Below are 18,844 nucleotides of genomic sequence, written 5' to 3' on the forward strand. Positions count from 1 at the left end.
GGCAACCTCAGCCCCACCGACTACGAGACCATGCACCTGACACAGAACGAGGTGTCCGCCTGACGGGGGTCACTTCACCACTTGCGAGCTGACTCGTCGGTGTGACCAGAGGCCATCGCGGGCCCATCGTGCTGGTCTGACACGCCTGCTCTGATCTGCTGTCAGTCAATGCCTACCTGATCTGATGTGCGAGTGAAGCTGGCCACATGGAACTGCTGCGGCAAGTTCGGCACCAATCTCGAGCATCTGCTCGAGGAGGGCGTTGACGTCGCCGTCCTGTGCGAAGCGTCCCCCCTTCCCCAGTGGCCGATGGCACCAGGAAGCCGCGTGGTGACCGGGCTCAGCGGCGGGTCTGGGAAGAGAGCTGGAAGGAACTGGCCGTCATCGCCTGCGCACCCTGGTTCGTGGTGGCACACGACCGGATCGATTCGGCTGCCGCGTGGACGCTGCCGGTCCGCGTAGAGGGGCCTTCGCCGTTCACGCTGGTCGGGTTGTGGTCCGTGACAGTGGCGGGGTATCCGACGTACGTGCGGCAGTTGGACCAGGCCGCCGACTGGATTGAGCGGTGCACCGACGGACCTGTGGTGCTGGCCGGCGACTTCAACGCTCCGATCAGCTCCAGCCAGGGGCACTACGACACCGTTGCCAGTCGACTCGAGGCACTGGGTCTGGTGGATGCCTACTCGACGTCCCGGGATTTGGCGCGCGATCAGGCACCTGAGGAGCCGACGTACTACCACCGCTGGCGCCGCGAGAACCCCTTCCACATCGACCACGTGGTGGGGCCGCGCGCGTGGATGACGGACGCCTCCGTACGGGTGGGCGACTTCGACACTTGGGTCGGGTCGGGTCGGGTCGAGGAAGAGCGATCACGTGCCGCTGATCGTCGACATCCCGACTGATGCTCTCGATCGACCGAACGGCTGAGACGGCGGAGCCGCGACGGCGCTTGCTCGGCCGTCACCGGCGCGGCCTGCCTCTCTCACCGTCCACGTGGCTTGCGCCCCACTCCAGCCCGCAGGCACGACAGGAGAGCGTCGGTTCGTCAGGCCCGACCAGGCAACCGCCCAGCGCCACGAGACCACGTTCGACCAGCAGCATGCCCTCGTGATCAGGAAGCCCCCAGATCAGCGGGATGGACTCCTCTTGCCCACAGGACGGACACACCTGCCCCGCCTGGACACCAACCGATTCGCTCAACGATCCTCCGCACCTCAGGTCACCGGGCGGCGACCAGGGGCGGAGTACAGCAGCTGCCGCTGACAGAACCGCCTTGGCGATACGAGAGACAACATCGGCGTCCCCTGACTGACGCGTCGGGAGCAGGAGTGTCAAGCCGCTGTGTCACAGTCCGAACGTGTCATCGCCACGGGGGAACATCGATGTCCTTGTCCGCCACGAAGGCGGTGCCTGGTCCGAGCCGACCAGCTTCGGCTACGCAAAGGAAACTGAGCTGCAGGAGTTGCTCTCACTCCAGCCCAGCTTGATCGAAGGCGTCAGCAAGACCGCTGTGGCGGTCAGGGAGTTCAGCACCGGCGCGGGCCCGGCCGACCTGGTGATCGTCGATGCCGACGGCTCGATCACGGTCGTCGAGTGCAAGTTGGCTACCAACGCCGACATCCGCCGGACGATCATCGGCCAGGTCCTCGACTACGCCTCTCGGCTGGCCGAGATGACGCCGGCCGCCTTCGTGAACCAGTGGCAGCTGCAGGACGGCCCGTCGCTCGATGCGCTGTTCGACGGGCGACCCGACGAGGCTCGTCAGGCGCTGGAGGCCAATCTCTCGGCCGGGGTCTTCACGCTCGTGCTGGCCGTGGACTCCATCAACGAGGACCTACGCCGCATCGTCCGGTATCTCAACACCCACACGTCTGCTGGCATGCGTCTCCTCGCCATCGAGCTCCGCAGAGCGGTGTACGGGAATACCGACATCCTCATCCCGACCGTGTACGGCGCGGAGTCCGCGGACGAGAAGGACGCACGTCGGTCCAATGGTTCGAGCGTGCGGTGGACGCCTGCCGACGTCGACAGGTATCTGCGCGAGCGGGGAGAGGACTCATTGGCCGACGCCCTGGCGGCCTTCGAGTCGGAGATGGCCGACGCGGGGTTTCGTAGGAAGGGTGGCGGCGAGGGGCAAGCTCCCAGCTACTCCATCTGGGGGTCGACCTCCGACGGGGTCGAGATCGTTCCTTTCAGCGTCTATTGCAGCGACCGTTCACTGTCCTGCAACTTCGAGTGGACGGCGCGCGCCAGCCGTCCGGCGCAGGAGCGCTTTCTCAGCGACCTGCTGAAAGCCGGGGCGAAGTTGCGTGCGGACGTCATCACGGCCGCTGACTTCCGGAAGCGCCCGGGCACTCCCCTGTCGATCCTCTTGGACCCCGCCACCCGCGCCGCCGTCGTCGCGGCGGCCAGGCGGCTGACCGAGGCATCGCCGGAGACCTCGCCGAGTCGTACGTGACGGCGCCGGGCATGGAGCCCGACGCCGGCCGAGCAATGAGCGGCCCGCCTGCCATCCTGTCGGGATGACCCCGACGGCAGTCGAGTTCGGCGAGGTCACGGGCTTGGTCGATGCACTCGCCTGGCCCGTGGTCGTGTTGATCCTCGTGCTGGTCTTCCGCCGTTCGTTGATCGGTCTGTTGAACCGCGACAAGGTCAAGGCGACGCTGCCCGGCGGGGTCAGTCTCATCGCACGCGACCCGGGCGCCGCGACCGACGCAGTTGTGGACGCCTCGGCGAGCAAGGGCATGCAGGTCGACAAGGCACTGGCCCAACGGGAGGTCGAGGCGGCGACCGAGGACCTGGTCGGGCTCCGCCGAAGCCCAAGATTGCTCTGGGTCGACGACCACCCGAGCGGCAACCGCCACGAGATGGCTGCGTTCGAAGCCCTCGGGTGCACCGTCGACCTCGCGACGTCCACGACCGACGCCGTCACCCGGCTGGCACTGCAGGGCCCGTTCGACGCGGTCGTCTCGAACGTGGGTCGCTCACCAGATCCCCGGGCCGGGTACACGCTGCTGGACTCGCTCCGTCAGGCGGGCGACGTCACCCCGTACGTGATCTACGCAGGCTCGACGGAGCCCGAGCACTTCGACGAAGCGGTCCGCCACGGCGCCGTCGGCAGCGCGAAAGAACCGACGGAGCTGATCCGGCTCGTCCGGCGCTGCATCCGCAACACCGCCGCCCGTTACGCCGACCCCCGACGCACGGTCGAACAGCCACCCGAACCGTCCAGCTGACCGGCGCGGAGAACTCGTTGAGGGGCCAAAGTCGCGACTTCGGCCCCTCAGCGGGCGTCAGGCCCAGCGGGGGTCGGCGGGGAGGCGCGGGTTGAGGAGGTGGGCGACCAGCGCCGTCCAGCCGGTCTGGTGGGTGGCGCCGAGGCCCTCGCCGGTGTCGCCGTCGAAGAACTCGCTGAACGTCGGGTGTTCGCGCCACAGCGGTGAGTCGCTGGACTCGATCCGGTCGCCGTCGGCCGGGCGCTTGCCGTCCACCGGGCGGAACAGTCGGGTGAGGCTGTTGTCGATCAGGTCCGCGGCCTCCACCAGGGTGCACTGAGTGCCCGAGCCGGTGGGGATCTCGATGGTGAACGAGTCGCCGTAGTGCCGGCCCAGCGTGCGCAGCTTGTCGGCCAGCAGCACGTTCACCGGGAACCAGACCGGCCCGCGCCAGTTGGAGTTGCCGCCGAACAAGCCGGTGCGCGACTCCCCCGGCTCGTACTCGATCGAGACGTCCCGGCCACCGACGTTGGCGAACACCTGGCCGGTCGACTTCGACAGCGACCGGATGCCGAACGGGGAGAGGAACTCCTCGGTGTCGAACATCCGCTGCAGGATCCGCTGCAACCGCTCCTTGCCGACGAGGGAGAGCAGCAACCTGCGGCCCTCCGGTGCCCGCCGGCTGCGCAGCGGGCCCATCAGCTCCGGCCGGCGCTTCTGCAGCCAGCGCACCCGCTCGGCGACGTCCGGCAACCGCTCGGCGACCCAGGCCGGGATCTCGGTGGCGCCCAGGATCGGCAGCAGCCCGACCATCGAGCGCACCCGCAGCGACTCCGTCGTCCCGTCCGGTGCGACCAGGACGTCGTAGAAGAAGCCGTCGTCCTCGTGCCACAGCGACACCTCGTGCGAACCGAAGGCGTTCATCGCCTCGGAGATGGCGAGGAAGTGCTCGAAGAACTTGGTGACGACGCCGTCCCACGCCCGGTCGAACTGCGACAGCTCGAGGGCGATCTTCAGCATCTGCTGGCAGTAGAACGCCATCCAGCTGGTCGCGTCGGACTGCTCCAGCCGGTAGCCGGGCGGCAGCGGTGCGGACCGGTCGAACAGCGCGATGTTGTCCATCCCGAGGAACCCGCCCTCGAAGACGTTCGACCCGTCGGCGTCCTTGCGGTTGACCCACCAGGAGAAGTTCATCAGCAGCTTGGTGAACACCCGGATGAGGAACTGCTGGTCGCGGTAGCCGTCGAGCCGGTAGACGTGCCAGGCCGCCCAGGCGTGCACCGGCGGGTTGACGTCACCGAACGCCCACTCGTAGGCCGGCAGCTGCCCGTTGGGGTGCATCGCCCACTCGCGGCACATGAGCACGAGTTGTTCCTTGGCGAAGTCGGGGTCGACGTGCGCCAGCGGGAGGGTGTGGAAGGCGGTGTCCCACGCGGCGAACCACGGGTACTCCCACTCGTCGGGCATGGAGATCACGTCGGCGAGCGCGACGTGCCGCCAGCTGGTGTTCCGCTGTCCCTTGGCCCGGCGTTCCGCTGGTGCGGGGACGTCGGGGTCGCCGTCCAGCCAACGGGCGACGTCGAAGCGGTACAGCTGCTTGGTCCAGAGCAGACCGGCATAGGCGCGGCGGGCCACGTGCCGGTCGTCGTCGGAGAGCCCGGGGTGGATGACGCCGGCGTAGAACTCGTCGGCCTCGGCCTTCCGGAGACTGAGGACCTCGTCGAACTGCGCACCGAACATCTGCTGCTCGGGCTCGCCCTGGGTCAGCCGGAGCTTCACGGTGACGGTCTCACCGGGCTCCACGGCGTCCCACTGGTACCAGAACGCGGCCTTCGTGCCGGTCCGGTCGGGGTTCACCGCGGACTTGTCCTCGTGGACGACGCGGCGGTCGATGCCGTCCTTGGTGTACTCGCTGGCGTTGCTCTCGGCGCCGAACAGGGCGACGGCGTTGGTCTCGTTGTCGCAGGTCAGGACGTCGGGGCTGCCGTCGGCGGCGAGCACCCAGCGACCGAGGTAGCCGTGCTCGGCGACGACCGCCGCGACCTCCTCGTCCTGGGCGGTGAGCGTGGGCTTGCGGTCGTCGAGGCCCCAGGACCAGGTGTTGCGGAACCAGACCTGCGGGAGCAGGTGCAGCGGCGCCGCCTCGGGGCCGTGGTTGGTGGCGGTGACGGTGATGCAGACGTCGTCCGGGCCGGCCTTGGCGTAGGTCATCTGGACGTCGAAGAACCGGTCCTCGTCCAGCACCCCGGTGTCGGCGAGCTCGTACTCCCGCTCCAGCCGGGTGCGCTTCGCGTTCTCCTCACGCAGCTGTGCGTACGGGAACTCGGCCTGCGGGTAGCGGTAGAGCCACTGCATCCAGGAGTGCGTGGGCGTGCCGTCGGTGGGCCACCAGTGCTCCTTGGCGTCCTCACCGTGGTTGCCCTCGCCGTTGGTCAGGCCGAACAGCCGCTCCTTGAGGACCGGGTCCTCGCCGTTCCACATCGCCACGGAGAAGTTCAGGAAGCCGTAGCGGTCGCAGATGCCGCCCAGGCCGTCCTCGCCCCAGCGGTAGGTGCGGGCGACGGCGTGGTCGAAGGTGAAGGACGCCCAGGCGTCGCCGTCGGCGGAGTAGTCCTCGCGGACGGTCCCCCACTGCCGGCCGGCCAGGTACGGCCCCCACATCCGCCAGGGAGCGGCCATGTCGGCCGACTCGGCCAGGCGCGCGTGCTCGGCGCTGCAGGGTCGGTCAGTGTCTCGGGGAGCGGGCGCCGGGTCCGGATCGCGGAGCGGGGCGCCGGGTTCTGCGGCAGACACGCCCTCCACAGTGCCACGACGAGGTTGCGTCCTCGTGTCACGCGCGGCCGTCCGAGACCAGGCTCACCGCCGGACGTCCCGCCCGTCGCTCCTGTCCCCACCCGCGGCCGTGCGCACCGGCGGAGCCGCCCCTCCCGTCACGTAACCGTTCGGTCACGACCCGCCCGAGAGTCGTTCGCCCGCGCCCAGCACGGCTACGGCCTCGGTGCACCGGGTCGCCGAGGACCGGCCACCCGGTGGGACGAGCACGACCGACTCGGAGGAGAACATCCGATGCCGACCATCAACACGACGAACCGGACCCGACTGCTGGCCGTCCCCGCGGCCCTGGCGCTGGCCATGACCGCGGCCGCCTGCGGCGACGACGAGACCGTCGTCGAGGAAGCCGAAGAGGCGCCGGGCATCCAGCTGGTCGAGGGGGAGCAGGTCACCATCGAGGGCGAGGTGCAGGAGGTCCTCGACCCGTACGCGTTCACCGTCGGCGAGGACGAGACGCTGGTCTACGGCGCCGAGGCCTTCACGGTCGAGGAGGGCGACGAGGTGACGGTGACCGGGGACGTCGCCGTCTTCACCATCGCCGACGTCGAGGAGGAGTACGACTTCGACCTCACCGACGACCTGTACGTCGACTACGAGACCGAGCTCGCGGTCGAGTCCGACGAGGTCGTGGCCACCACGGACTGACGACCTCGCGGTCGCCCTGCCGCAGAGCGCCGGTCCGGCGCTCTGCGGCAGCGGACGACAGGGCGCCGCTGCGGCAGTCGTCTCAGTGGCGGCCGGTGCCGCCCTTGCCGCCGCTGCGCTTGGCCTGGAAGTCGGCGAACGCCTTCTTGATCTTCGCCTGGTTCTGCGGCTTGCGGGCCTCCTGGATGACCTTGGACGCGACGCCCGAGATCAGGAGCTTGCGGATCATGCCTGCCATGGTGTCTCCCTCTGTCGATGTGGCCGGTGTCGGCCGCGCCTGTCGAGAGTGCCCCAGGACGTCGGAGTCCACGCCCGGCAGGCCGCGGTACGTGCCGGCCGGCTCTCCGACCCGGGCGCGGTGGTGCGGTGGCCGGCCAGGGTCGTCGGGCCCCTTCCGTGGTGCCCAGCGACCGCAGCGGGCACGGCGCCGACCTCCTAGCGTCGGCCGTGGACGCCGACGGTCGGCGTCCACGAGAGGGCGGGCAGGCGCATGCGTGCAGTGCAGTACCGGACGATCGGCGGCAGCCCCGAGGTGGTCGAGATCCCGACCCCGGAACCGGGCCCCGGCCAGGTGCGGCTGCGGGTGACCGCTGCGGGGCTCTGCCACTCCGACTCCTTCCTCATGAGCCTGCCCGCCGAGCAGTACAGCTACGGCCTGCCGCTCACCCTCGGGCACGAGGGCGCCGGCGTCGTCGATGCGCTCGGTGACGGGGTCACCGGGGTGGAGGTCGTCGATGGCGGTCTACGGCCCGTGGGGCTGTGGGCAGTGCCACGCCTGCGCCCGCGGCGCGGAGAACTACTGCACCCGGGCAGCCGCGCTGGGCATCGCACCGCCCGGCCTGGGTGCGCCCGGCGCGCTGGCCGAGTACCTGATCGTGGACGACGTCCGGCACCTGGTGCCGCTGGGCGACCTGGACCCGGTGGCGTCGGTCTCGCTGACCGACGCGGGCCTCACGCCGTACCACGCGATCGTGTCCAGCCTGGCCGCGCTGCCCGCCGGGAGCACCGCGGTGGTGATCGGCGCCGGCGGGCTGGGGCACGTGGCCATCCAGATCCTGCGGGCGATCACCGGCGCGACCGTGATCGCCCTGGACGTCAACGAGGAGAAGCTGATGCTGGCCCGGCAGGTGGGCGCACACCACGCGATCCCCTCCGACGACTCGGCCGTCGAGGCGATCCGCGCGCTGACCGGCGGGGTGGGCGCCCAGGCGGTGTTCGACATCGTCGGCGCGCCGGCCACGCTCGAGATCGCCCGGCAGACGGTGGCCATCGACGGCGTCGTGCAGATCGTCGGGATCGGCGGCGGGGTGCTGCCCACCGGCTTCTTCTCCACGCCGTTCGGCGTCTCGGTCCGCGCGCCGTACTGGGGCACCCGCACGGAGCTGATGGAGGTCCTCGACCTCGCCCGGAGCGGCGCGATCCACGTCGAGGTCGAGCGGTACTCGATGGACCAGGCCCCGGAGGCCTACCGGAAGCTGCACGACGGCACGCTCCGCGGCCGCGCCGTCGTCGTCCCCGGGGACTGACCGGGGTCCACCACCGCCCCGCTCGCTCAGCCCGCGACGGAGAACGCCCCGTCCACCGACCGGTCGGCCAGCCACACCGCCAGCTCGGTCACCGCCATCGGCCGGCCGTAGAGCCAGCCCTGCGCGAGCAGGACGCCGAGCCGGCGCAGCTCGGCGTCCTGCTCGACGGTCTCGACGCCCTCCGCGACCAGCCCCATGCCGAGGTTGTCGGCCAGCGCGACGATGCTGGCCAGCAGCTGCGCGCGGCGCGGCGAGGTGGTGACCGACGCGATGAACGACGTGTCGAGCTTGAGGTGCTGGACGGGCAGCACGTCGAGCCGGCTCAGCGACGAGTACCCGGTGCCGAAGTCGTCGGCGGCGACGATCAGGCCCAGCCGCATCAGCGTCTCGAGGTTCTGCCGGACGACGGCGGCGTCGGACTCCAGCTGGGTCTCGGTGACCTCGACGACGACGTGGTCGGCCGGCCAGCCGAACTCGGCGAGCAGTGCGGCGACCCGCTGCGGGTAGTCGGGGTCGGCCAGCTCGTGCACCGACACGTTGATGCCGAGGACCAGCTGCACGCCGGTCGTCTCGCGGAGCGCGGTGAGCTGCACCAGCGACGTGCGCAGCACCAGCTCACCGAGCGGGGTGATCAGGTCGTGCTGCTCGGCGAGGGCGATGAACTCGTCCGGCGGGACGGCGCCGCGTCCGGGGTGGTCCCAGCGGGCCAGCGCCTCGACGCCGATCACCCGGTTGCCGGCGAGCTCGACCACCGGCTGGAAGGCCACCCCGAGCTGCCCCGCGGCGACGGCCGCCGCCAGCTCGGTGGCCAGCGGGTCACCGGCGGCGCCGTCGAGGGCGCAGCGGTCCCGGCCACCGTCCTTGGCGACGTAGAGGGCGGCGTCGGCACGGCGCATCAGCTGCGCCTTGGTCTCGCCGGGGATGTGCTGGGCGACCCCGCAGGAGACGCCGATGCCCGGGTGCAGCGCGGTCAGCCGCTCGACCTCCGCCAACGCGACCGGCCCGGTCAGGCCGGGGAGCAGCAGCGCGAACTCGTCGCCGCCGTGGCGGGCGAGCACGGCGGCGGGCGGGAGCTCGGCGCCCCAGGCGTCGGCGACCCGGACCAGCACCCGGTCGCCGGCCTCGTGCCCGTCGGTGTCGTTGATCTGCTTGAAGTGGTCGAGGTCCAGCAGCGCCGCCGACAGCGGTTCCGCGCGGCGCTCCGCGGCGGCGAGCAGCTCCTGCAACGCGTCGTCGAAGCCGCGCCGGTTGGCCAGCCCGGTGAGCGGGTCGCGGCTGGCCCTGGACGCCCGCCAGGCCAGGTCACGGGTGACCGTGCCCAGCGCGATGACCACGGTGTCCAGTGCCAGGACGGTGGGCACCGGCACGTCGCCGCGCAGCACGAGCACGGTGCTGACGCCGAGCACCGCCACGCTGAGGTGGGCCAGCCCCACCACGGGTCGGAAGAAGAAGAACGCATCGACCGCGACGAAGGCGATGATCGAGGCGAGCACCAGCGCGGTCAGCGGGTCGGTGGCCAGCGCCGCAGCCGCCCCGACCAGGCCGGTGGCCCCGGCGACCGGGACGTGGAACGCAGCACGCGGCCAGTGCGGCCCCCAGCGGACGAGGACGACGGCGCCGAGCAGCGCGCTGATGCCGAGCGCGGTGATGGCCCAGCGGCGTCCGGTGCCCGGGGCCGAGCCCAGCACCGCGAGCAGCCCGGTGACGCCACCGAAGGCGTAGAAGACGGCGAGGACGCGCGCCGTCATCCGCGGTGTCGCCACCTCCGGCGTGCCGGACCGGGCGTGCTGCACCAGGCCACCCCCCACCCGTCCCGGTCCGCCACCCGCGGCTGGGTCAGCCACGGTAGGCGGCTTCCTGCGGGACGGCGTGCGCACCGGCGCGGAGGCCGGTGAGCAGCTCGGGCAGGGAGACGGCCCGGCCGTAGCGCCAGCCCTGCGCGAACGTGCACCCCATCGCGCGGACCGTGGCCTCCTGCTCGGCGGTCTCCACTCCCTCGGCGACCACGTCGAGGCCCAGCGCACGGCACATCGCCACGAGGCTCTGCAGCATCTGCGCCCGGCGCGCCGAGGAGCTGACGGTCTCGATGAACGAGCGGTCGAGCTTCAGCACGTCGGCCGGCAGCATGTCCAGCCGGCTGAGCGAGGAGTAGCCGGTGCCGAAGTCGTCGATCGACACCTTCAGGCCGGCGGCGCGCAGCTCGTGCAGGGCGGCGACGGCGGTCGGCGACTCCCCCTCGATCACGTTCTCGGTCACCTCGAGCACCAGGTGTGCGGCCGGGAAGGAGGTCTCGGCGAGCACGGCGTACACCCGCTGCGGGTAGTCGGGGTCGCTGAGCTCGCGGCCGGAGACGTTGACGCCGAGGGTGACGTGGTCACCGGCGGGGGTGCGGACGCCGGCCAGCTGGCTGCAGGCGGTGCGCAGCACGTGGTTGCCCAGGGTGATCACCAGCCCGGTCTGCTCGGCGACGGCGACGAAGTCCGTCGGCGGCACCGGCCCGTGCTCGGGATGGGTCCAGCGGGCCAGCGCCTCGACGCCGACCGTCGCGCCGTCCGGCAGCGAGACGATGGGCTGGTACTGCACCAGCACGTCGCCGGCGGCCAGCGCGGCGGCGAGGTCACGGGCCAGCTCGGAGCCCGGGCCGCCCTCGAGCTCGGCCCGGCCGCGGCCGGCGGCCTTGGCGTCGTAGAGGGCCCGGTCGGCCCGCCGCATCAGGTCGGCGGCGCTCTGGTCGCGGTGGTGTTCGGCGACGCCGCAGGACAGGCCGATCTCGGGGTGGCGCGCGGCGACCCGGCGCACCAGGTCCAGCGCGGCCTGCCCGGACGTCCCCGGCAGCAGCAGGGCGAACTCGTCCCCGCCGTGCCGGCTGAGCACCGCGTCGGCGGGCAGCTCCCGGCGCCAGACGTCGGCGATCCGGCAGAGCACGAGGTCGCCGGCCTCGTGGCCAGAGGTGTCGTTGATCTGCTTGAAGTGGTCGAGGTCGAGCAGGGCGGCCGACAACCGATCGCCGGTGCGGCCGGCGGTGGCGAGCAGCTCCTGCAGGGCGTCGTCGAACCCGCGGCGGTTGGCCAGCCCGGTGAGCGGATCGCGGCTGGCGCTGGAGGCGCGGAGGACCAGGCCGCGCACGACGGTCCCCATCGCGACGACGATCGAGTCGAGCGCGAGCGCGATGGACAGCGGGACGTGGCCCTGGGCCAGCAGCGCGGCGGTGACCACGCCGATGCCGAAGGCCATGTGCAGCCAGGCCAGCGGCAGGCTGAAGAAGAAGCAGGCGTCGACGGCGACGAACGCCAGCAGCGCAGCCGCGGTCATCGCGGTGGCCGGGTCGGGGCTGACCCACACCACGACGGCGACCAGGACGGAGGCCGAGCCGACGGGCACGTGGAAGGCGTGCCGCGGCCAGCGGGCACCCCAACGGAGCGAGACGGCGGCACAGACCAGCACGACCACCGACATGCCGAGGATCTCCCAGCGGCCCTGCGCACCGGCGCCGGGCCCGAGCACGCCGAACAGGCCTGCGACCCCGGCCGCGACGTAGAACGTCCCGAGGATGCGCGCCATCATGCGGGGTGTCGCCACCGCAGGCGCCGTCGACCAGGTCACCTCTCAGTGGTCGGTCGGGTCGTCCACGGAGTTGACGGTGCGGGCAGGACTGGCCGGTCTCGCTACCTCGCGGGGGTGAGCCCCGCTGTCCCGTCGGATGTCCCCGGACCTCATGGTGCCGGCACAGGTCCGGGCTCTACCGTGGGCCCCGGTCGATCCGGCGACGGGAGGGGCGCGGCACGGTGTCAGACGCCTCTTCCCCCACCGAGGGCCTGGCCGACGGGCTCGGTTCCCGCCGCCTGCACCCGTTGGAAGCCGGCGACCCGTCGCAGATCGGGCCCTACCGGCTGCTGTGCCGGCTGCCGCGCGGCGGTCAGGGCGCCGACGTCTTCGTCGGCCGGGACGACGCCGCGGACCCGCTGGTGGTCGTGAAGAGCCTGCCGGACGGCGCCGGGGAGCTGGTCCGGCGGCGGTTCGCCCGTGAGGTGGAGAACGCCGCCCGCATCCGCAGTCCCCGGGTGGCCCAGATCGTCGACCAGGACCTCACCGCGGCCAACCCCTACTACGCGCAGGAGTACGTCGCCGGCACCCCGCTGGACGAGTTCCTCGCCTCCCGGGAGGGCGGGCTCAACGCCGAGGAGCTGCGCCGGATCGCCATCGGCCTGCTGCGGGCGCTGCGGGACGTGCACGCGGCCGAGGTGGTGCACCGCGACGTGAAGCCCGCCAACATCATCATCACCGACCGGGACGTCGTCCTCGTCGACTTCGGCATCAGCCGCTACCTCGGCGCCGAGCGGCCTGCCGGCACGGTCACCACCGCCCTGGCCGGTCTCGGGTCGAAGCTGTTCGCCAGCCCGGAGCAGCTGCAGGGGCTGCCGCTGACCCAGGCCAGCGACGTCTACAGCTGGGGCATGGTGATCGCCTACGCGGCCGGGGCCCGCCACCCGGTCGACCCGGACGACGAGCTGGCCCCGGCCGACTACTGGCTGGAGCTGCAGGCCGGCCGGCCGGACCTCGCCGCCGTGCCGCCGAACCTGCTCGACCCGGTGTCGCACGCGCTGCGGGTCGCGCCGGAGCGGCGACCGACGGTCGCGGAGCTGGCCCGTGACGTCGAGCAGCAGACCCGCTGGCTGGAGCAGCCGTCGGAGATCCCCTCCCCCCGGACGGCGCTGCAGGACCTGCGGTCGGCCGTCGCCGTCCGCGAGGCGGTCCGCTACCAGCTCTCCCGGCTGGAGCGGGCGATCGCCGACACCCCCACCGGCTACGCGGCGGCGATCGCCGTCGCCGTGCTGCTCGGTCTGGTGGCCGCCGTGGTGCTCGGCTTCGTCACGTACCTCATCTTCTGATCCCCCGAGGAGGCGTCGTGTCCGGTCTGTACCAGCGAGCGATGGCCCAGCAGGCGCTGGAGGCCCGCCGGCACCGGTACCTGCAGCGACAGCGGGTGCTGCTGCTGGTCTTCGCGATCACCACGGTGTTCGGCTACCTCCTGCTGGTGGCCTGAGGTGGCGAAGAAGGACCTGGTCTGCCCGCGCTGCCTGGAGTCCTTCCCCGTGCCGCTGCTGCGCAGCCCCGTCGGCGGGCCCCAGCCGACGCCGGTCCAGCGGCGCAGCGCCTGGCAGCGCTTCAGCGAGGGGCGGTGGGGTGGCCAGCCGGCACCCGGCCCGTCGTCCCAGGCGAGGGCGGCCGCCTCCGACGCGGTCGACGCGGTGCCGGTCTGCCCGAACGGCCACCGCCTGCCGCCGGACTACGCCACCAGGCCGACCATCGTCGTCGGCGTCGTCGGCCTCACCGGCGCCTCCAAGAGCACCTACCTGACGGTGCTGATCGACGCGCTGCACGCCGGGGCGCTCGCCCCGTTGGGCATCTCCGTCGAGCTGGAGGAGCACAGCGCCAACCGGTTCGAGCAGCAGTACCACCAGCCGCTGCTGGTCGACCACCGGCAGCTGCCGCTGACCCCGCCGCTGCTGGAGCAGGGCCAGTCGCCGGAGCCGCTGACGCTGGTGCTGCGGCGCGCGACGCAGGGCGGGCCGGAGCGGTCCCTGAACGTCGTCCTGTTCGACGCCTCCGGGGAGCAGCTCTACCGCAAGGAGGACCTGGGGCGGTTCAGCAAGTTCCTGTACCAGGCGAGCGCGGTGCTCGTCGTCCTGTCGCCGGGGATGTTCCCGGGGCTGCAGGCGGTGGCCGACCCCGGCGAGGCGGCACTGGGCATGGCCCGGCCGACGCAGATGCTGGTCAACCTGGCCGACCTGCTGCGTTCGGCCCGTGGACTGCGCCGGGACGGCTTCCTGCAGGGGGTGTCGACCGGGGTGATCCTGAGCAAGGCCGACAAGCTGCTCACCCGGCCGGAGTTCCCGGCCGACACGCTGCGCAACCCGGAGATCAGCGTCGCCGCCCTGCCGCGCCTGTTCGAGGACGTGCGCGACAACAGCGCCCGCCTGGTCGACTTCCTGGAGGTCAACGGCGGCAGCAACCTGCTGACCACGCTGCTGACCCGGTTGCCGGACCCCACCGTGCACGCCGTCTCGGCGACCGGGTCGGAGGCGAGCGACGGCGCCTACCCCTCGATCGCCCCGGTGGGGTGCCTGGAGCCGCTGCTGGTGCTGCTGGCGCGACACGGCTTCCTGCCCAGCGAGGGGCTGGACTTGGACGGCTCCTACGTCGCCGCCGCTGATCGGCTGCGCCGATGACCACCTGCGCGCAGCTGGTCTACACGTCGGCGAGCCGGACGCTGGAGGGACCGGGCTTCGGCGTCGTCCAGCTCTCGCCGGACTGGCCCGCGGAGGTCGGTGACAGCCGCGCAACGCTCGGCCCGCTGATCTCCCTCGGCACCGGGGAGTCCTTCGGCCTGCGGCACGCCGCCGGCGGGCGGATCGCCTACCGCGCGGTACCGGCCGGGACCGACGCGTTCGGCCGGCCGGGCAACCACCTGGTGCACCTGCTCTGGGACGGCGGCGGCCGGCTCACGCCCCGGGACGTGCTGGCGTTCCGCAGCGGCGGCGGGTTCCTCGACGGGCTCCCGGCCGAGGCCGAGCCGTCGCGGGAGATGCCGGTAGTGGAGGTGCCGGCGGCCCGCCGGTCGCTGTCGGCCCTGACCGCCGACGACGTCGACGCCCTCGTGCCCTGCGTGGCTCTGGTGCTCGCTGCGGTGGCCGCCGGTGCAGGGGTGGTCGGGTTGCCGGCTCGGACGGCGGCGGGGCGCGACGTCGCCGAGGCGGTCTTCGACGTGCTGCCGAGGGCACTCGCGTCGGCTGTCGCCCTGCACGTGGGGACGGCGTCCGCCACGGGTGACGCTGCTCCGGTTCGGGTGCACGTGGGGTCAGACGCGCCCAACGACGTCGTGCCCGACGGGCAGGACACCGCGCGGGCGCGGGCGCTGCTGGAGGCGGCAGCGAAGAAGGAGCTGTGCTCGGACAACGTGCGCAAGCTGGAGACCCTCGACCGGTGGCTGTTCACCGACACCTGGACCGGGCTGGACCCCGCGTCGCTGACCCCGACGCAGCTGCTCGGGGTGCTGGAGTCGGAGAAGGCCGGGTGGTGGCTGTCCTCCCCGGACGCCGTGGACGTCGCCTGCGCGGTGGCCGCGTCGGCCCCGCAGGTGGAGGCGGCGCTGCGGACGGCGCTGGAACGGCACCCCGACGCCTGGGACCGGCTGCGCGACCGGGAGCTCGACGCCGCGCTGACCGCCGTCTTCAGCGGCGCCGGGAAGGCGGACGTGCCGAGCGGTTTCACCGGGTTGACCCGGACGGAGCTGTGCGAGGCGTTCACCGCGGAGCTGGCGCGAGGCCGCCGGCTGCCCGAGGTCGGCGGGGCCGCGGCCGCGCTTGTCGAGGAGTCGATGGCCCTCCCCCACCCGGTGGCGCTACTGGAGCTGACCGACGACCTCGCCGGGCTGGCCCGGTTGGCCACCAGCCGGCCGGTGGTGCGGGAGGCGCTGGTGCGGGAGTGGGCGGGGGTCGACGAGTGGCCGGCGAGCTCCTCCTCGCTGCTCGGGCACCTGCTACTGGAGGACCCCGAGTGGTTCCTGACCCTGGGCGGCTCGGCTCCGTCGTCCGTGGTGCGGGCGGCACTGCCCTGGGCGGCGGAGCGGCTGGCGACGTCGATGGTGGAACGGCTGGCGGTCACCGTCGCCGCCAGCGAGCTGGCGGGGCAGGGCTGGGCGCTGCGGGACGTGCTGTTCCGATCAGGGCTGCCCGAGGAGGAGGTCGCCGCGATCGTGGCCCGCAACTTCCTGCTGCTGGCCGGGGACGACGGCTGGCCGGGTGAGGTTGCCCGGCTGGCCGCTGGTGCGCTCGGCGCGGGGAGCGGTGGGGAGGCGGCCGAGGGGCGCCGGAAGACCGGGATCTGGCCGCGACGCCGCCGGTAGACCGCGCGCGTCCGGCACCCGACCACCGCAGCTCGCCGGCCCTGGTCAGCGACACGAGGTCGGCGCATGCTCGTGCTCTGGCTGTACTGGCGCACCAGACCACGAGCGTCGGAGGACAGGGTGTCGGTGGGCACTCGTGCGGTCATGCGTTGGGGGTCGCTCCCCTTGTGACTACGTTCCGTTTCCGGGCGCCGGGCCGTCGACCGTCAGACCGCAGGGACGCAGGCTCCCGCACCCAGCCGGCTCAGGCCGGTGAGGTCGCCGGCGGCGAAGTCGAGGACGGCGGAGGTCGTCGGGTACATGAGCTGCGCCGGGTCGTCGACGTGGTCCAGGCCCACCAGGTGTGCGAACTCGTGCAGCACGATCGCGCGGGCGACCGCCTGACCGCCCGGTCGGCTGAGGATCTCGGTGAACTGGGCGGCGTCGAGCTCGACCAGGCCGGTGACGTAGACGCCCGGCCCCTCACCGGACGAGACGGCGAGGCTGCCTGCCAGTCCGGCCACGTCGGCGGCGAAGTCGGGCTGTTCGGCGACCGTGTCCCAGGTGACGAGCACGGGCGCCCAGCGGTCGCCGTAGCGGTCGGGTTGGAAGGGATCGCGCTGGTCACTCGGAGTCTCGTCGGTGCCGCCGTCGTCGACGAACTGCAGCCCGGTCACCGCCGAGATCTGCGCGACGGCGTCGGAGAGGAGCACGTCGCCGCCGACTGGCTCGTTGTCCGGCCGGACCACGTAGTGCACCGGCCGGCACGGGTCGTAGGCGACCGGCGTGATCCCGTCGTCCTGCAGCTGCGCGAACTGGTGGGTCCCGCCGTCCGCAGGAGGGGCGAGAGGCGTGCCCAGCGGCCCGTCGACAGCCTCGGTGCCGGCCGTCGGCGCGGTGCGATCGGTGGCCGTCGCCTCGAGGCCGGGCAGCAGTTCGACGGCGACGGCGGCGAACGCCACGATGGCGAGCACCACCAGCGCTCCCCCGATGCCCGTCCACGTGCGCCGCTTCCATGTGCGGCGCGCCGGTGGCTGCGTGGGCGTCCAAGCCCGCCACGGCTCGGACGGGCTGCTCCGACCGACGGACTCGTCGAGGACCCACTGCGGGACCCGACCCGTCGGTGAGGTGCGCAGCTCGGTGGGTGCGTTCGCCCGGTCGTCGTGCTGGCGCACTGCTCCCCCACCGTCGGCCGATCGTGTTCCGATGCTGTTCATAGCCGACCGACGGCCCCGCGTAGAGCCCTCGTCGCCCGCACGGGTGAGCACGGACGCGGCGCCACCGGCGGCATCATGGGTGCATGGCCATGGCCCTGCGGCTCGACGACCAGGAGACCGACGCGCTACGCCGCAGGGCCGAACTCGAGGGCCGATCGATGCAGGAGGTCGCCGCCAGGCGGTGCGCGACTACATCGAGCGCACCAGCAAGCGGGAGCTCCTCGACCGGGTGATCGACACCGAGCTCCCCCGTTACGCCGGAGCTCTCGAGCGCCTCAGTCCGTGATCTACATCGATCTGGACGACCTGCTGCACGAGACGCAGCTCCAGCGGCACGACGAGAGGATCGCAGCGGCCATCGGCCAGCCGGCCCTCGCGCCACCGACCATGGTGCTGCTTGCGCCGGTCGACCCGGGATGGCCGTCCGGCGAGCACGACAACGGGGTGGGGAACGAGCCGTAACCCTGGCTCTCGTTCGGGCGCCCGTCGACCCACCGGTGGCGCGGTCGGTCTGCTGACACGTGGCCCCTGCTGACCCCGGTCGCCGGCCAGCGGCCTGCCCGACCCGGCCCGGCGCTCCACTGGCGACACGCATCTCGGTTGCGGGCGCTCTGGTCGGAGCAGACGCATGTGGCTATATTCGATTGAGGAATCGTGGCTACATAGGAGTGGGCATGACGAACATCGGCATCCGCGACCTCAGGGACGGGCTCAGCAAGCACATCGCCGACGTTCGAGGTGGCGCCACGATCACGGTGACCGACCACGGCACCCCGGTCGCTCGCATCACCCCGATCGGCGCTCCCACCGCACTCGATCAGCTGATCGCCGAGGGCGTGGTGCAGCCCCCAACTCACCCCAAGCGGCCGGCACCCGACCCGATCGTCGCGGACATCTCGCTCTCGGAGACCGTGCTCGCCGACCGGCGGTGATCCTGTACCTGGACACGTCGGCGCTCGTCCCGCTGCTCGTCAGCGAGGCATCTTCCCCCCGCTGCCGGCGGTTGTGGGACGCCGCTGACGTGGTGCTGTGCTCAGCCGTCGGACACGTCGAGGCGTCAGCGGCGCTCGCCCGCACGGAACGCACTGGACGTCTGCACCGCTCTGCCCGCGATGCCGCTCTGCTTCTGCTGGACCAGCTGTGGAGCGACGTAGCCGTCGTGCCTGCCGACGGACCGCGGTTGCGGGCGGCTTCCGCAGCCGCACTCCGGCACGGGCTGCGCGGCTACGACGCCGTCCACTGCGCGGCCGCGCTCGCCGTCGCCGATGACGACCTCGTCGCGGCCAGCGGCGATCGGGAGCTGCTCAGCGCCTGGCGGGACGACGGCCTCGCCGTCGTGGACACGAACGCCTGAAGGAGCGGCTCCGTGCGACGACCGGCGGGTCGCCGTCCCTGCTGGGACGTCGGCCAGACACCGCCGCACCGGTTAGCGTCGTCCCGTGCCGAAGCGTTCACGCCGACGGAAGCACGGAAGCAGCGCGAGCCGCCGGAGCGGTCGAGCCGGCGGGGGTCGGCGGACTCCCG

17 protein-coding genes and 1 pseudogene are annotated in these 18,844 nt (G+C 72.4%); 13 read left to right on the forward strand and 5 right to left on the reverse strand.

All coding sequences use genetic code 11. The features are described 5' to 3' along the window. Positions 1-302 precede the first annotated feature (302 nt). The 3 genes from O2W16_RS17295 to O2W16_RS17305 all read left to right on the forward strand — a co-directional run bounded on the left by O2W16_RS17295 (position 303) and on the right by O2W16_RS17305 (position 3,236). Positions 303-902, forward strand: coding sequence for an endonuclease/exonuclease/phosphatase family protein (locus tag O2W16_RS17295; RefSeq protein ID WP_269160060.1), 600 nt, complete (start codon positions 303-305; stop codon positions 900-902). Between the two features lie 455 nt (positions 903-1,357). After that, positions 1,358-2,458, forward strand: coding sequence for a hypothetical protein (locus O2W16_RS17300; protein WP_269160061.1), 1,101 nt, complete (start codon positions 1,358-1,360; stop codon positions 2,456-2,458). A 145-nt stretch (positions 2,459-2,603) separates the two neighbouring features. After that, positions 2,604-3,236 carry a response regulator gene (locus O2W16_RS17305; protein WP_269160062.1) on the forward strand — a complete coding sequence of 211 codons (633 nt, stop codon included), beginning with the start codon at positions 2,604-2,606 and terminating at the stop codon, positions 3,234-3,236. A 57-nt stretch (positions 3,237-3,293) separates the two neighbouring features. On the opposite strand, the gene O2W16_RS17310 is transcribed toward O2W16_RS17305, so the two are convergent. Beyond that, on the reverse strand, positions 3,294-5,894 hold the full coding sequence (locus O2W16_RS17310) for an MGH1-like glycoside hydrolase domain-containing protein (protein ID WP_269160063.1): 2,601 nt from the start codon (positions 5,892-5,894) through the stop codon (positions 3,294-3,296). Positions 5,895-6,281: 387 nt separating this feature from the next. On the opposite strand from O2W16_RS17310, the gene O2W16_RS17315 reads away from it, so the two are divergent. Continuing rightward, entirely contained in the window at positions 6,282-6,692 is a 411-nt protein-coding gene (locus O2W16_RS17315) for a hypothetical protein (protein ID WP_269160064.1), read from the forward strand. A gap of 82 nt (positions 6,693-6,774) precedes the next feature. On the opposite strand, the gene O2W16_RS17320 is transcribed toward O2W16_RS17315, so the two are convergent. Then, positions 6,775-6,921, reverse strand: coding sequence for a hypothetical protein (locus O2W16_RS17320; RefSeq protein WP_269160065.1), 147 nt, complete (start codon positions 6,919-6,921; stop codon positions 6,775-6,777). A 261-nt stretch (positions 6,922-7,182) separates the two neighbouring features. Here O2W16_RS17320 and O2W16_RS21720 point away from each other — a divergent pair. Then, positions 7,183-7,353, forward strand: a pseudogene (locus tag O2W16_RS21720) (NAD(P)-dependent alcohol dehydrogenase); the annotation flags it as partial. Positions 7,354-7,426: 73 nt separating this feature from the next. Continuing rightward, positions 7,427-8,218, forward strand: coding sequence for a zinc-binding dehydrogenase (locus O2W16_RS17325; protein WP_269160066.1), 792 nt, complete (start codon positions 7,427-7,429; stop codon positions 8,216-8,218). 26 nt (positions 8,219-8,244) lie between these two features. On the opposite strand, the gene O2W16_RS17330 is transcribed toward O2W16_RS17325, so the two are convergent. Together O2W16_RS17330 and O2W16_RS17335 are read right to left on the reverse strand one after the other, a co-directional pair. Beyond that, complete coding sequence (locus O2W16_RS17330; RefSeq protein WP_269160067.1) at positions 8,245-10,011, reverse strand: putative bifunctional diguanylate cyclase/phosphodiesterase; 1,767 nt, start codon at positions 10,009-10,011, stop codon at positions 8,245-8,247. Positions 10,012-10,054: 43 nt separating this feature from the next. Then, positions 10,055-11,797 (reverse strand): putative bifunctional diguanylate cyclase/phosphodiesterase, encoded by a 1,743-nt coding sequence (locus tag O2W16_RS17335; RefSeq protein WP_269160068.1) that lies wholly within the window; start codon positions 11,795-11,797, stop codon positions 10,055-10,057. Between the two features lie 206 nt (positions 11,798-12,003). Between O2W16_RS17335 and O2W16_RS17340 the strand changes: the two genes are divergently transcribed. Genes O2W16_RS17340 through O2W16_RS17355 form a run of 4 tightly spaced genes read left to right on the forward strand, consistent with a single transcriptional unit; the run spans position 12,004 to position 16,124 of the window. After that, positions 12,004-13,107, forward strand: a complete 1,104-nt coding sequence (locus O2W16_RS17340) for a serine/threonine-protein kinase (RefSeq protein ID WP_269160069.1) — start codon at positions 12,004-12,006, stop codon at positions 13,105-13,107. A 17-nt stretch (positions 13,108-13,124) separates the two neighbouring features. Continuing rightward, entirely contained in the window at positions 13,125-13,262 is a 138-nt protein-coding gene (locus tag O2W16_RS17345; RefSeq protein WP_269160070.1) for a hypothetical protein, read from the forward strand. Position 13,263: 1 nt separating this feature from the next. Further along, a complete protein-coding gene (locus tag O2W16_RS17350; RefSeq protein WP_269160071.1) occupies positions 13,264-14,448 on the forward strand; it encodes a TRAFAC clade GTPase domain-containing protein in 1,185 nt (394 codons plus the stop codon). Beyond that, positions 14,445-16,124, forward strand: coding sequence for a GAP1-N2 domain-containing protein (locus O2W16_RS17355; RefSeq protein WP_269160072.1), 1,680 nt, complete (start codon positions 14,445-14,447; stop codon positions 16,122-16,124). The genes O2W16_RS17350 and O2W16_RS17355 overlap by 4 nt, the downstream gene beginning before the upstream one ends. Before the next feature lie 206 nt (positions 16,125-16,330). Here the strand turns inward: O2W16_RS17355 and O2W16_RS17360 are convergent, their stop codons facing one another. Next, the gene (locus O2W16_RS17360; RefSeq protein WP_269160073.1) at positions 16,331-17,080 is read right to left on the reverse strand and encodes a matrixin family metalloprotease; all 750 of its coding nucleotides are present in this window, start codon (positions 17,078-17,080) and stop codon (positions 16,331-16,333) included. 522 nt (positions 17,081-17,602) lie between these two features. Here O2W16_RS17360 and O2W16_RS17365 point away from each other — a divergent pair. From O2W16_RS17365 to O2W16_RS17375, 3 genes are all read left to right on the forward strand, one after another. Then, complete coding sequence (locus O2W16_RS17365; RefSeq protein WP_269160074.1) at positions 17,603-17,782, forward strand: hypothetical protein; 180 nt, start codon at positions 17,603-17,605, stop codon at positions 17,780-17,782. A gap of 212 nt (positions 17,783-17,994) precedes the next feature. After that, entirely contained in the window at positions 17,995-18,252 is a 258-nt protein-coding gene (locus O2W16_RS17370; protein WP_269160075.1) for a type II toxin-antitoxin system Phd/YefM family antitoxin, read from the forward strand. Beyond that, positions 18,249-18,674: a type II toxin-antitoxin system VapC family toxin gene (locus tag O2W16_RS17375; protein ID WP_269160076.1), complete on the forward strand. Its 426-nt coding sequence runs from the start codon at positions 18,249-18,251 to the stop codon at positions 18,672-18,674. Before O2W16_RS17370 ends, O2W16_RS17375 begins: the two co-directional genes overlap by 4 nt. Positions 18,675-18,844: the final 170 nt, after the last annotated feature.

The organism is Modestobacter sp. VKM Ac-2984 (genome assembly GCF_026967985.1).
GTDB lineage: Bacteria > Actinomycetota > Actinomycetes > Mycobacteriales > Geodermatophilaceae > Modestobacter.

Bases quoted from the DNA above. Each gene is read 5' to 3' on its own strand.
- O2W16_RS17370 (WP_269160075.1), top strand. From the start codon at position 17,995: ATGACGAACATCGGCATCCGCGACCTCAGGGACGGGCTCAGCAAGCAC.
- O2W16_RS17355 (WP_269160072.1), top strand. From the start codon at position 14,445: ATGACCACCTGCGCGCAGCTGGTCTACACGTCGGCGAGCCGGACGCTG.
- O2W16_RS17320 (WP_269160065.1), bottom strand. From the start codon at position 6,921: ATGATCCGCAAGCTCCTGATCTCGGGCGTCGCGTCCAAGGTCATCCAG.
- O2W16_RS17325 (WP_269160066.1), top strand. From the start codon at position 7,427: ATGGCGGTCTACGGCCCGTGGGGCTGTGGGCAGTGCCACGCCTGCGCC.
- O2W16_RS17310 (WP_269160063.1), bottom strand. From the start codon at position 5,894: ATGGCCGCTCCCTGGCGGATGTGGGGGCCGTACCTGGCCGGCCGGCAG.
- O2W16_RS17315 (WP_269160064.1), top strand. From the start codon at position 6,282: ATGCCGACCATCAACACGACGAACCGGACCCGACTGCTGGCCGTCCCC.